Source organism: Roseibaca calidilacus, from assembly GCF_001517585.1.
GTDB classification, from domain to species: domain Bacteria; phylum Pseudomonadota; class Alphaproteobacteria; order Rhodobacterales; family Rhodobacteraceae; genus Roseinatronobacter; species Roseinatronobacter calidilacus.
The window spans coordinates 1,855,184-1,867,163 of the sequence record NZ_FBYC01000004.1 but is presented as its reverse complement, the minus strand read 5'-3'; the positions used below and the strand labels follow the sequence as shown (position 1 = coordinate 1,867,163).

Annotated in this window: 11 protein-coding genes; 3 read left to right on the top strand and 8 right to left on the bottom strand. The window is 62.3% G+C overall.

Translation table 11 applies throughout. From position 1 onward, the window contains the following. The first annotated feature begins 103 nt into the window (after positions 1-103). Both AWT76_RS12710 and AWT76_RS12705 read left to right on the top strand, forming a co-directional pair. The gene (locus AWT76_RS12710; protein WP_245638818.1) at positions 104-691 is read left to right on the top strand and encodes a DUF1285 domain-containing protein; all 588 of its coding nucleotides are present in this window, start codon (positions 104-106) and stop codon (positions 689-691) included. Positions 692-759: 68 nt separating this feature from the next. Next, the gene (locus tag AWT76_RS12705) at positions 760-2,055 is read left to right on the top strand and encodes a thymidine phosphorylase (RefSeq protein ID WP_342667172.1); all 1,296 of its coding nucleotides are present in this window, start codon (positions 760-762) and stop codon (positions 2,053-2,055) included. Here AWT76_RS12705 and lnt read toward each other — a convergent pair. The 8 genes from lnt to AWT76_RS12665 all read right to left on the bottom strand — a co-directional run bounded on the left by lnt (position 2,039) and on the right by AWT76_RS12665 (position 10,869). Continuing rightward, a complete protein-coding gene (gene lnt, locus AWT76_RS12700) occupies positions 2,039-3,514 on the bottom strand; it encodes an apolipoprotein N-acyltransferase (RefSeq protein ID WP_072246667.1) in 1,476 nt (491 codons plus the stop codon). The two genes, AWT76_RS12705 and lnt, sit on opposite strands and share 17 nt — an antisense overlap. Further along, entirely contained in the window at positions 3,511-4,374 is an 864-nt protein-coding gene (locus tag AWT76_RS12695; RefSeq protein ID WP_072246666.1) for a transporter associated domain-containing protein, read from the bottom strand. The genes lnt and AWT76_RS12695 overlap by 4 nt, the downstream gene beginning before the upstream one ends. A 15-nt stretch (positions 4,375-4,389) precedes the next feature. Beyond that, positions 4,390-4,917, bottom strand: coding sequence for an rRNA maturation RNase YbeY (gene ybeY, locus AWT76_RS12690; protein ID WP_407071411.1), 528 nt, complete (start codon positions 4,915-4,917; stop codon positions 4,390-4,392). Further along, the gene (locus AWT76_RS12685; protein WP_407071410.1) at positions 4,910-5,908 is read right to left on the bottom strand and encodes a PhoH family protein; all 999 of its coding nucleotides are present in this window, start codon (positions 5,906-5,908) and stop codon (positions 4,910-4,912) included. Before AWT76_RS12685 ends, ybeY begins: the two co-directional genes overlap by 8 nt. A 199-nt stretch (positions 5,909-6,107) precedes the next feature. Then, positions 6,108-7,313, bottom strand: a complete 1,206-nt coding sequence (locus AWT76_RS12680; RefSeq protein WP_072246664.1) for a TsoY family (seleno)protein — start codon at positions 7,311-7,313, stop codon at positions 6,108-6,110. 275 nt (positions 7,314-7,588) lie between these two features. After that, positions 7,589-8,365 carry an enoyl-CoA hydratase-related protein gene (locus AWT76_RS12675; RefSeq protein WP_072246663.1) on the bottom strand — a complete coding sequence of 259 codons (777 nt, stop codon included), beginning with the start codon at positions 8,363-8,365 and terminating at the stop codon, positions 7,589-7,591. 69 nt (positions 8,366-8,434) lie between these two features. Beyond that, the gene (locus AWT76_RS12670; RefSeq protein ID WP_072246662.1) at positions 8,435-8,896 is read right to left on the bottom strand and encodes a cytochrome c-type biogenesis protein; all 462 of its coding nucleotides are present in this window, start codon (positions 8,894-8,896) and stop codon (positions 8,435-8,437) included. Continuing rightward, entirely contained in the window at positions 8,893-10,869 is a 1,977-nt protein-coding gene (locus AWT76_RS12665) for a heme lyase CcmF/NrfE family subunit (RefSeq protein WP_072246661.1), read from the bottom strand. The genes AWT76_RS12670 and AWT76_RS12665 overlap by 4 nt, the downstream gene beginning before the upstream one ends. 181 nt (positions 10,870-11,050) lie before the next feature. On the opposite strand from AWT76_RS12665, the gene AWT76_RS12660 reads away from it, so the two are divergent. Next, entirely contained in the window at positions 11,051-11,956 is a 906-nt protein-coding gene (locus AWT76_RS12660; RefSeq protein ID WP_072246660.1) for an AAA family ATPase, read from the top strand. Positions 11,957-11,980 lie beyond the last annotated feature (24 nt).

The window sequence follows — 11,980 nt, the reverse complement described above, 5'->3', positions numbered from 1 at the left end:
CCTTTTGCCTGTGGTATTCGCCCCCGACCGGGGTGAAAATATCCAAGATCATGTTACGTTACCCACACACATATCGCAAAGGCAGCCAATGGCAAAAACCCCTATGCAACAAAATACCGTGACAGGGTCGATGAATGCGCTGGCAGATGCGGCAGCAGCGGCCAGCAAGGGCAAGGGTTTACCCCCCGTCCACCTGTGGAACCCGCCCTTTTGCGGCGACATTGACATGCGGATCGCACGCGACGGGACATGGTTTTACGAGGGCACGCCCATCGGTCGGCATGCGCTGGCACGGTTGTTTTCCACCATCCTGAAACGCGAGGGCGATGCATATTTTCTTGTCACCCCGGTCGAGAAAGTGGGCATTACTGTCGAGGATGCGCCCTTCGTGGCGGTGGATTTCCGCGCCAATGGCGCGGGGGATGCCCAACAACTGACATTCGTGACCAATATGGGCGACGAAGCCACCGCCGGGCCAGAGAACCCTTTGCGGGTTGAACGTGATCCACAGACGGGTGAACCTGCCCCCTATATCCATATTCGCGCGGGGCTAGAGGCGCTGATCGACCGCAAAAGCTTTTATCGGCTGGTAGAGCTTGGGGCACATGCCGACCATGACGGTGCGTCGTGGTTCGGGCTGTGGTCTGCGGGCGCGTTCTTCCCGATCATCCCGTCGGACGAGCTGGTCTAGCGACCGCGCGCACAGGGCTTGCCAACGGCGCTGTCTGCCGCGACACTGTTCGGCCAAACAGCAGCGGAATGCCCATGCTTTACCAAGACCTGATCGGCCTGAAACGCGATGGCACGGCCTTGTCGCCTGCGCAGATCGCGGCGCTGGCGCGCGGCCTGAGCGATGGCACCCTGTCAGACGCGCAGGCGGGCGCACTGGCCATGGCGATTGTCCTGCGCGGGATGGATGCGGCGGAAACCGCGGCGCTGACGCTGGCCATGCGCGATTCGGGGCAAAAGCTGCATTGGGACCACGGCCCTGTCCTTGACAAGCATTCAACCGGCGGGGTGGGCGACACCGTGTCCTTGGTGCTGGCGCCGGCGCTGGCGGCTTGCGGTGCGGTGGTGCCGATGATCTCTGGCCGGGGCTTGGGCCATACCGGCGGCACACTCGACAAGCTAGAGGCGATACCGGGCTATACTGTCGCCCCAGATCCGGACCGCCTGCGTGCGGTCGTGGCTGCGGCGGGTTGCGCCATTGTGGGGGCCAGCGCCGATCTGGCCCCGGCGGACCGCCGGTTTTACGCCATCCGTGATGTGACGGCGACGGTCGCCTCGCAACCGCTGATCGTGGCGTCGATCCTGTCGAAGAAACTGGCCGCCGGGGTGGAAGGGCTGGTGCTGGATGTGAAGACCGGCTCTGGCGCGTTCATGCGCTTGGCAGAGGATGCGCGCGCCTTGGCGCAAGCGCTGGTCACGGTCGCCGCGCGCGCGGGTTGCCCCACTCGCGCGGTGCTGAGCGACATGAGCCAACCGCTTGCCCCCGCCGCCGGGAACGCGGTGGAATTGCGCGTCGCACTAGATTCGCTGCGCGGCAGCCCGCAAGCCGCGCCACGCTTGGCACAGATGGTCCTGACCCTTGGGGCCGAAGCCCTGTCGCTGGCCGGGATCGACAATGGCCGCGCGCGGCTGGAGGCTGCTTTGGCCTCGGGGGCGGCAGCCGAGCATTTCGCACGCATGGTCACGGCTTTGGGCGGGCCAAGTGATTTTTTGGAACGCCCCGACGCCTATTTGCCGCCCGCGCCGGTAATCAGCGCCATCCCCGCGCCCCAAGCCGGGGTCGTAGCGGGTTACGATACCCGCGCCATCGGACAGGCCGTGATCGGCTTGGGCGGTGGGCGGCGTGCGGCCTGCGACCGGATTGACCTGCGCGTGGGCTTCGCGGCGATTGCGCCCATCGGGGCGACCGTCGCCAAGGGCGACCCGCTGGCGCTGGTTCACGCCGCGTCAGAGGCGGCAGCATGGCAAGCCTGCGCGGCGTTTCTTGCGGCCTGCGAAATGGCGGACACAGCGCAGGTTCCAGAACTGGTTATGGAAATCCTGTAACCCGCCGCCGCGCCGTGGCCCCCACCAGCCCCAGTAGCGCCAAAGCGCCCCAGATCGGCCAATCACCCCAGCGCGCATAGGGGGTGGGCGGCAGCGCTTGCGGTAGGGGGATATCCACGAACCCGTGGGTGCCAAGCGCAAGCTCTCCAAGGGCGCGCCCATAGCCATCGAACCCCGCGCTGACACCTGTATTTGCGCTGCGCAACAGCGGCAGTCCTTGTTCCACCGCGCGCAACCGCGCCTGCGCCAAATGCTGATAGGGGCCGGAAAACGTTCCGAACCACGCGTCATTTGTCACTTGCAACAGCCAATCGGGGCGCGGGGCAAGGCGGCTGTGGCGTGGGAAGATTGCCTCGTAGCAAATAAGCGGCAGGGCGCGGCCCAAAGGCCCAAGGTCCAGCGCGCGCGGTCCCGGCCCGGCGCTATAGCCTTGCAAGGCTTGCGCGGCAAGCCCCCCGATCGGGCTGCCCGCGATCCACTCGGCCAAGGGGATATATTCGCCGAAGGGCACAAGGTGGTGCTTGTCATAGACCTGCCCGACCGTGCCGCGCGCATCCAGCAGCGCAAGGCTGTTGTAGTAGCGTCCGTCCTCCAGCCTTTGCACGCCGAAACCAAGTTGCGTGTCGGGGCCGTGCTTGCGCGCAGAGTCGGCCATCATGCCGTAGGCCGCGCCTGGAAAATCCAGCAAAAAGGGAACCGAGGTTTCGGGCCAGACCACCAGCGCGGGCGGCCTGTTGGCAGGGGCGGCGGTATGGTCAAGCATCCGCTCAAAAAAGAACAGCGCGCGGGCTTGGTCCCATTTCTCGGCTTGCGGGGCGTTGGGCTGCACAAGGCGCACTAGCGGGCCGTCGCTGGCCATGTCGGCTGGCACCCGCGCTGTGCCCCAGACCCATGCGCCCGCAAGCAATGCCAATGCCATGCCGCTGCCGGCGATCTGGCCCTGTGTGGATTGCGCCAAGGCAGGCAGGGTCATGCCCGCCAGAACCAGCGCTGACAGCAGCCCCGCGCCGCCAAGGCTGGCAAGTTGCAACATGGGCGTGTCGATCAGCACATGCCCCAGCATGGCCCACGGAAACCCGGTAAAGACCCATCCGCGCGCCAGTTCCAGCGCCAGAAACACCACCGCAACCAGCGCTGGGCCGAACCGTGCCGCAAGCCCAGCGCCGGCCCAGAACAGCGCCATGCCGCCGGCCATCAACACCAGCGCGAAGGGGGCCATCCAGCCATGCACGACCGGGTTGACGAAGAAGGGCTGCACGATCCAGATCAGCGCCAGCCCGAAATAGCCAAGCCCTGCTTGCCACAACCACAAGGTTGCAGCGCGCGTGGGGCGGGGCAGCAGCACAAACAGCAACCCGCCTGCGATGATCGTCAGCCACCACCAGCCCAAAGGGGCCTGCCCAAGTGCCATGACCGCGCCAAGCGCTGGCGCGGCGAGCCACCGGGGCCGTCGTGTCATTGCGCGGCGCTTTTCAGGCCTTGGGGCAAGTGCACGCGCAGGCGTCGGATGCGGCGCGGGTCTGCTTCGATCACTTCGAATTCCAAGCCGGACGGGTGTTCCACCACTTCGCCGCGCACCGGCACATGGCCCGACAAGACAAAGACAAGGCCGCCCAAGGTGTCGACCTCTTCGTCCATATCCTCGTAATCAAGGGACATGCCCAGCACTTCGGCCAGTTCTTCCAGCGGCGTGCGGGCATCGACCATGTAGGTGCTATCATCCACGCGCTGGATGGTCACCTCTTCTTCGGTGTCGTGCTCATCTTCTATTTCGCCGACGACCTGCTCCAGCAGGTCTTCGATCGTGACCAGCCCGTCCACCCCGCCATATTCGTCGATCACCAGTGCCATATGCGTGCGATCCGCCTGCATTTTGCGCAGCAGAACCGAAAGCGGCATGGACGGCGGAACATAGAGGATCGGGCGCAGCAACGCGGCAAGGTCCAGATCGTGGTGCCCGTTAAAGCCATACCGCAGCGCCAGATCTTTCAGCAGCAGCAGGCCCAATGGCTTGTCGAGCGTGTCTTCATAGACCGGAATTCGGGAATAGCCCGAAGAGCGGAATTCCTGCACGATCTCTACAAGGCCGCTTTCGGCGCTCAGCGCCACGATCTCTGCCTTGGGGATCGCGACGTCTTCGACCCGAAGGCGTTGCAGATTGGCCAAGCCCGGAAGCGTGCGGCCCAGTCTTTCGCCTTGGCTATCGGTTTCGTCCGGGGAAAATGCGTCGAACAGGCGGCTGAACAGCCCGCGTGGTTCGGCGTCTTGGATGTCTTGCGCGCTGTGCGCTGCGCTAGATCCGTCTGTCGTGTCGCCCATTGGTCCTTTCCAGTGTTAAAGAGGCATCTCGGCCCCAAGTTCATATGGGTTCGTGACCCCCATGCTGGCAAGTATGGTGATTTCGGTTTCTTCCATCAACGCGGCATCTTTGTCACGGATATGGTCATATCCCAGAAGATGTAACACGGAATGAACGACCAGATGCGTCAGATGGGCCGAAAACGGTTTGCCTTGCTCGGCTGCCTCGCGCGCACAGGTTTCAAAGGCCAAGGCAATATTGCCCAGCGATTCGGGGTCTTCCATGTCGCCTTCGGGCGGCAATTCGGGGGCGTTGCCCGCGGTTTCGGCGGATAAATCCCACGCGGGCCAGCTTAACACATTGGTGGGGTGCGATTTGCTGCGAAACTGCGCGTTCAACGCGGCGATCCGCGCATCATCGCAGGCAAGTAGCGCTATTTCGTAGCCCTCGTGCGACAGGCCAACATGTTCCAGCGTGCAGCGCGCGGCATCCTCTGCCAGCTTGTGCAGCGCGGATAAGTCCCACTCCCCGGCCTCGTGAACGATCTCGACCAGGTCAGTCACGCGATTCCTCGTCCTTTTCATAGGCGCGGATAATGCGGGCAACCAGCGGGTGGCGCACGACATCCGAAGACGTGAAGTAGCTGAAGCGAATCCCCTCCACGCCCTCTAGAATACGCTCTGCCGCCCGCAGGCCAGATTGCACGCCGCGCGGCAAATCCACTTGGCTGCGGTCCCCGGTGATAACCATGCGAGAGCCTTCGCCAAGACGGGTCAGGAACATCTTCATCTGCATTTCGGTGGCGTTTTGCGCTTCATCCAGCAGAACAAACGCATTTGACAGCGTGCGCCCCCGCATGAAGGCCAGCGGCGCTATCTCGATCCGGCGTTCTTCTATCAGCTTTTGTAACTGCTTGCCGGGCAGGAAATCGTTCAAAGCGTCATAGAGCGGCTGCATGTAGGGGTCGACTTTTTCCTTCATGTCGCCGGGCAAAAAGCCCAAGCGCTCGCCCGCTTCCACGGCCGGGCGCGACAGGATGATCTTGTCGACATGGCCATCCGCGAACATCTGCACGGCGGCGGCGACCGCGATATAGGTCTTGCCGGTGCCTGCGGGGCCGATGCCGAAATTCAGCTCGGCATCCAGAAGCGCGCGGGTATAGGCCTGCTGCGCTTCGGTGCGCGGGATGATGGTTTTCTTGCGCGTGCGCAGTTCCAGCCGCCCGGAGCGGAACATTTCCATTTGCTCAGGGGCTGCCACATCGGCATTGCCCAGCCGGATCAGGGCGGCGATATCGCCATGTTCCAGCGTGGTGCGTTCCTGCACCATCTGATACATCGCGCGCAGCACATCTGAGGCTTCGCTGCGCGCCTCTCCCATGACGGCAAGCTGGTTGCCGCGGCGCACGATCTGCACGCCCAACTGGCTTTCAACTTGTGTGAGGTTCTTGTCATACTCGCCGCATAACTCCACCAGCAGGCGGTTATCGGCAAATTCCAGATGCACGGTCGCATCGTCTGCCCCGGCATCGGGGGTCATGGCGCTGATACCCAAGCGGGTCTCCCATTCATGGCGTTTGGCCTGATGTAATGCTGCCAACTGTGCTGCCCAGTTGCAAGCATTCTTTCTGGGGGTTGCGGGGTTTTGCCCACCAGATGGGTGGTGCTGTTTGTGCCGCGCCGCAAGATATCGTGTTACCAAGCAAAACGCGCGGCCCGGTGGGGCCGCGCGCGCAATTGTCTTGGTTTCGGATTTATTCCGCAGGAACGGTCGCTGCGTGCTTCGGGGCGCCGAAATGGCGACGGTTCAGAACCAGCACCAGCCAGACCATCGCGACCTGAGCGGCAATCGCCAGTGCGGTGATGACCCAAAAGGCAATCCCGAACTTGTCAACGATACCTGCTTTGACCAGCCCGTTGTTCAGGAAGAAATGCAGCATCACCGACAGGGCAACACCGGGGCAGACCAGTGCATAAGACCCCGCAGAGTTTTCCGACCCGAACAGGAACCGGCCCGCATAGCCTTGCTTGACCAGAACCAGTCCGCCGAACAGCAGGATCGCGACCTGCGTGGCCAGCAGTTTCGAGGTCAGCGCCAGCGTGGCGCCCGCGCCTTCGTCAATGCCGAAATGCACGCCCATCCCATGCGCCTGACGCAGCATCAAGATGCCCAGAACCGTCAGCAGCGGCACGATGATCAGCAGCGTCGGCGCAGTATCGGCATTGGCGCCATTTTCCATCATCGAACGCAGGCCAAGGATCATGGCAATTGCGGCAATCAGTGCGCTGGTCATCAGGAAGAAGGTCGAGATGGCGATGGAAGCACCGGCAACGGTGGCAGATGTGCTCAGCGCGGCGGGTGCCGACATGCCGACGCCGACCATGGCAAAGGCGAAAGCGGGCAGGATCTGGCCAAAGTTGTTGTTGGCAGCGCAGTTAAAGCCACCTTCGGTCAGCACACGGCCCAGAAACGCACCATATTGTTTCAGCGCCAGGACGCCGATGGCCAGAAACGCGACCATGGCCAACGGGAACAGGTATTCCACGACCGACCACAGGCCCGGTACGAAAACCAGCCCGATGATGAAGCCGCCATTCACGGCCATGGCCAGCGCCAAGGGCAGGGCCAGCATCTGGCTCTGGGCGTTGGTCTTGGCGAATTTTTCGAAGGCTTCGGTTTTGCGCCACGCAGTGTAGCGCTGAAGGTTCCAGATCAGCAGCTTGATGTTCTGGAACGCGAAGAACGCGATCCCGGCCATGGCGATGACCAGCATGGCTTGTGTGGCGGGGTTGCCCGCGGCGAAGGCGGCCATGATATCTTCGAAAACCGGCACGGTCTTGCCGGGATGCGGGATCCAGAACATGAGCCACATGAAGAATGTCACCGTCAGCCCCCCCGCTCCGACAGAGGCGAGGAAGTAGAGCGGCGAATAAGTGTCGGATGGTTTGCGCGTCGACATGACGTCCTCCTATCGTATTTATAAATTTGAATATGATGATGTGTTGGTGAAATGCACTGCGGCGCAGAGTCGCAGTCTGGCGGCATGTCTGCCCAAACCTTGCGGGGCCGGGCAACTACGCTTGCTTAACAGGCTGCCGAATCCCTGCCGATTGCGACAAATGCGACACTTGCTGAATCGGGTTGCATAGCATGGCCGGCCACGCAAGGTCACACCAGCACACTAAGGCCATTTCCCGGCGGCGGCCCGACTATTGCCAGCCGCGCCGGTCTTTCCTAGCGCCCTTCGAAGCTGGCAGGGCGCTTTTCCAGAAATGCCAGAACGCCCTCTTTGAAATCGCGCGTCTTGCCGGCTTCGGCTTGCAAATGGGCTTCCAGTTTCAACTGGGTGTTCAGCGGGTTCGACAGGCTGTCCCGCAGCGCGCGACGAATGTTGCGATATGCCACCGTTGGGCCATCGGCCAACATGCGCGCGCGCGCCATCCACAGCGTGTCGAAACTGTCGGCTGGCGCGGCTTCCCAGATCATGCCCCAGTCCACGGCTTGCTGTGCGCTTATGCGATCTGCGAACAGCATTGCCCCCATGGCGCGGGCAAACCCCACTTGGCGCGGCAGAAACCAAGTGCCGCCCGCATCCGGGATCAGCCCGATCTTGGAGAAAGCCTGAATGAAAACCGCGTCTTCATGGGCGATAACCACGTCTGCTGCCAGCGCAAGGTTGGCCCCGGCCCCCGCCGCCGCGCCATTCACCGCGCAGATGACCGGCACGGGCGCATCGTAGATCGCACGCAACATGGGTTCATATTCTTCGCGCAGTGTGCGTTCTAGGTCGATATTGGCGGCGCTGCCGCCATCGCCCAGATCCTGCCCCGAGCAAAACGCGCGCCCCGAGCCGGTCAGCACCAAAACGCGGGCGCGGCTGGCAATATCTGTCAGCGCATGGGTCAGTTCGGCCCGCATCTGGCGGTTCAGTGCGTTCATCATGTCGGGCCGTGCCAGCGTGACAATACCGATGCCGCCATCTTCGCGGGTTGTGATCGTCTGGTAGTCCATTATGCCCTCGCGCCTTGCTTGGCAGGATACTGGCGCAAAGCCAAGGCGGGGGAAAGCCCGGACCTTGCGTTAGTCTTTCAGCAACTCTGCCAAACGCTGTTTTTCGCTGTCGCTTAGGTCATCGGCCTGCGGTTTCTGCCGCGCGCGGCTGCGCAGATAGAACACAGCCCCGCCGAAGCCGACAAGGAAAAGGGCCGGTGCGGCAAGCCATAGCAGGGCATTGCTGCCCTCGGTGGTGGGGCGCAACAAGACATATTCGCCATAGCGCGCGACAAGGAAATCCACGACCTCTGAGTCACTATCGCCCGCGACCAACCGCTCGCGCACAAGGATGCGCATATCGCGCGCCAAATCCGCGTTGGATTCGTCGATCGATTCGTTGCGGCAGACAAGGCAACGCAACCCGGTCGACAGATCACGCGCGCGCTCTTCCAGAACCGGATCGTCCAGAATCTCATCCGGTTGCACGGCAAGTGCTGGCCCAGAAAGGGCCAGCGTCAAAGCAAGGGCAAGTCCGTGAAACGCTCTCATTCCGCGGGCACCGCATTGGGGCCGGTGCGTTTCTTTGCGCCTGCGGCCACGCGGTAGCGCCGGTCGCTCAGCGACAGCAATCCGCCCAGAGCCATAAGCGTGCAGCCCATCCACAGCCAATTGGCAAAGGGCTTGATATAGGTGCGCACGGCCCAGCCACCATTATCCTGCGGATCGCCCAGCGTTACATACAGATCGCGATGGATCTTGTAGTTGATCGCAGCTTCCGTCGTGGGCATGCCCGCGATTGGATAGAAGCGCTTTTCGGGGCGCAGCACAGAGACCGGTTCGCCATTACGCTCTGCCTCGATGATCCCCATGGTCGACGTGTAGTTCGGCCCTTGCACACGTTCCACACTTGCAAGCGTCAAGGTGTAGCCACCCTTGTCGAAGCTTTCGCCAATCTGCAACACGCGGATATCTTCGCTTTGCCAGCCTTCCAGCGCCGCCACCGCAAAGATTGTCATGCCCAGCCCGGTATGGGCGCTCGCCTTGCCCCAATCGGCACGCGGTAAGCGGGCAAGGCGCGCAACGCGGTTGCCAATGCTGCCGCGCCCGGTGCGCTTCCACAAATCGACAGCGGCCCCGAAACCGACCCATAGGCCAAGCGCCACGCCCACTGGCACAATGGCGGACCCGCCCGTCTGCATGGCCCAGACCAAAGCGCCCATGGCCAATGAGAACACCATGAAGCCCCAAAGCGGCTTCATCGTTCGGGCGATATCGCCCCGTTTCCATGGCAGCATGGCGCCAATCGGCAGGATCATGGCCAAGGCGATTGCAAAGGGCGTGAAGGCCGCGTCAAAAAACGGCGGACCGACCGACAGAACCCGGTCAAACACCATTTCCGACACCAACGGCCACATGGTCCCGATGAAGATGACAAAGGACGACACAGCCAAAAGAACGTTATTCATCACAAGCGCGGATTCGCGGCTGGCCGTTGAAAACACGCCTTTGGCTTCAAGCTGTTCGGCGCGGAATGCGAACAACACCAGCGCCCCGCCAAGAAATACCGCCATAATCAGCAAAATGAAGATACCCCGGTCCGGATCGGTCGCGAAGGCGTGGACAGAGGTCAGCAGACCCGAGCGGACCACAAACGTCCCCATCAGCGAAAACCCGAACCCAAGGATCGCCAGCAGGATGGTCCAGCTTTTCAGCGCCTCGCGCTTTTCGACCACGATGGCGGAATGTAGCAATGCTGCGGCGAACAGCCAAGGCATAAGGCTGGCATTCTCTACCGGGTCCCAGAACCAGTAGCCGCCCCAGCCCAGTTCGTAATAGGCCCACCACGACCCAAGCGCGATGCCGATGGTCAGGAACACCCAAGCCGCCAAGGTCCAAGGGCGCACCCAGCGGCCCCAAGCCGCATCGACACGCCCTTCAATCAGCGCGGCCACGGCAAAGCTGAACGCCATCGACAGGCCAACATAACCCAAATACAGGAACGGCGGATGGAACGCCAAGCCGGGGTCTTGCAACAATGGGTTCAGGTCGGCGCCGTCAAACGGCGGTTGCGCCAGCCGTGTGAACGGGTTGGACGTGAAAATGGTGAAAGCCATGAACGCCGCCGTGACCGAAGATTGCACGGCAAGCACCCGCGCTTGCAAGCTGCGCGGCAAGTTGCCGCCAAACCATGCGGCGCTGGCCCCGAACAAGGTCAGGATCAGCACCCAAAGCAGCATGGACCCTTCATGGTTGCCCCAAACGCCCGACAATTTGTACATCAGCGGCTTCAGCGTGTGCGAATTGTCCACCACCAGCTTAACCGAAAAGTCGGACACGACAAAGGCATATGTCAGTGCGGCATAGGAAAGGGCAGTCAAGGTGAACTGCACACTTGCCATGGGTGAAGCGACCCCCATCCAGTCGCGCCACCCTTTATGGGCGCCGACCAGCGGGATGACGGATTGCGCCAATGCGACGGCAAAGGCAAGGATCAGGGCGAAATGTCCGAGTTCTACTATCATGGCTCAGGTCTTAGCTTATGAGAACGGGTTCGCAAAGAGGTGATAGCATCGTCCTCTGCGGTCAAGGGTCACAGCCGCGTCAAATGCGCCCTGTCCAATGGTCGCAAGACGCGCGATCCGGGCTTGACCGGGACCACGCTGCGCGCCAGCGTGAGGGCTTATCAGGCATAAAGGCCCCCGCATGACTGACCTGCCCGACAGTATCGACGCCACGCAAAACCTGCTTGCGGGGCAAGCCTACCTCGCCGACCGCGCGCTGGCGACGGTGCTTTTCCTTGCGCTCAAACTGGGCCGCCCCATTTTTCTTGAAGGAGAGCCGGGCACCGGAAAGACCGAAATCGCCAAGGCGCTGGCCGCCGCCCTTGGCCGCCGCCTGATCCGTCTGCAGTGTTACGAAGGGCTTGATGCCGCCTCTGCCGTTTATGAATGGAATTTTGCCGCCCAGATGCTGGCCATTCGCAGCGCCGAAGCCGCGGGCGAAAAGACCGATCTGCACAACCGCCTTTTTGGGCCGGACTACCTGATTGAACGCCCCCTTCTCGAAGCCATGCGCCCGCAACCTGGCGGTGCGCCGGTCCTGCTCATCGACGAAATCGACCGCACGGATGAACCGTTCGAGGCGTTTTTGCTCGAAGCATTGTCTGATTTTCAGGTTACAATCCCGGAACTGGGCACAATTCGGGCCGAAACACCGCCGATCGTCATCCTCACGTCGAACCGGACGCGCGAAGTGCATGACGCGCTGAAACGCCGTTGCCTTTATCACTGGGTCGATTACCCCAGCTTCGCGCGCGAGCGCGACATCCTAGACACCCGCGCGCCCGAAGCCTCGGACAAGCTCTCGCGCGAAGTGGTGGCGTTCGTGCAGCGCCTGCGTACCGAAGACCTGTTCAAGAAACCGGGTGTGGCCGAAACCATCGACTGGGCGAAATGCCTGCTGGCGCTCGACGTGCTGGAACTCTCGCCCGAAGTTATCGCCGACACGCTCGGCGCGATCCTGAAATACCAAGACGACATCGCCCGCCTGCAAGGCTCCGAAGCCAAGAAACTCCTTGACGAGGTTCGCCAATCCCTACCTGCCGCATGACCTTCATCCTTGCCCAAATATCCC

What these genes read in the sequence shown, in the direction of transcription:
- AWT76_RS12710 (WP_245638818.1), top strand. Translation starts at nt 104, where the DNA reads ATGCAACAAAATACCGTGACAGGGTCGATGAATGCGCTGGCAGATGCG.
- AWT76_RS12705 (WP_342667172.1), top strand. Translation starts at nt 760, where the DNA reads ATGCCCATGCTTTACCAAGACCTGATCGGCCTGAAACGCGATGGCACG.
- lnt (WP_072246667.1), bottom strand. Translation starts at nt 3,514, where the DNA reads ATGACACGACGGCCCCGGTGGCTCGCCGCGCCAGCGCTTGGCGCGGTC.
- AWT76_RS12695 (WP_072246666.1), bottom strand. Translation starts at nt 4,374, where the DNA reads ATGGGCGACACGACAGACGGATCTAGCGCAGCGCACAGCGCGCAAGAC.
- AWT76_RS12680 (WP_072246664.1), bottom strand. Translation starts at nt 7,313, where the DNA reads ATGTCGACGCGCAAACCATCCGACACTTATTCGCCGCTCTACTTCCTC.
- AWT76_RS12675 (WP_072246663.1), bottom strand. Translation starts at nt 8,365, where the DNA reads ATGGACTACCAGACGATCACAACCCGCGAAGATGGCGGCATCGGTATT.
- AWT76_RS12670 (WP_072246662.1), bottom strand. Translation starts at nt 8,896, where the DNA reads ATGAGAGCGTTTCACGGACTTGCCCTTGCTTTGACGCTGGCCCTTTCT.
- AWT76_RS12665 (WP_072246661.1), bottom strand. Translation starts at nt 10,869, where the DNA reads ATGATAGTAGAACTCGGACATTTCGCCCTGATCCTTGCCTTTGCCGTC.
- AWT76_RS12660 (WP_072246660.1), top strand. Translation starts at nt 11,051, where the DNA reads ATGACTGACCTGCCCGACAGTATCGACGCCACGCAAAACCTGCTTGCG.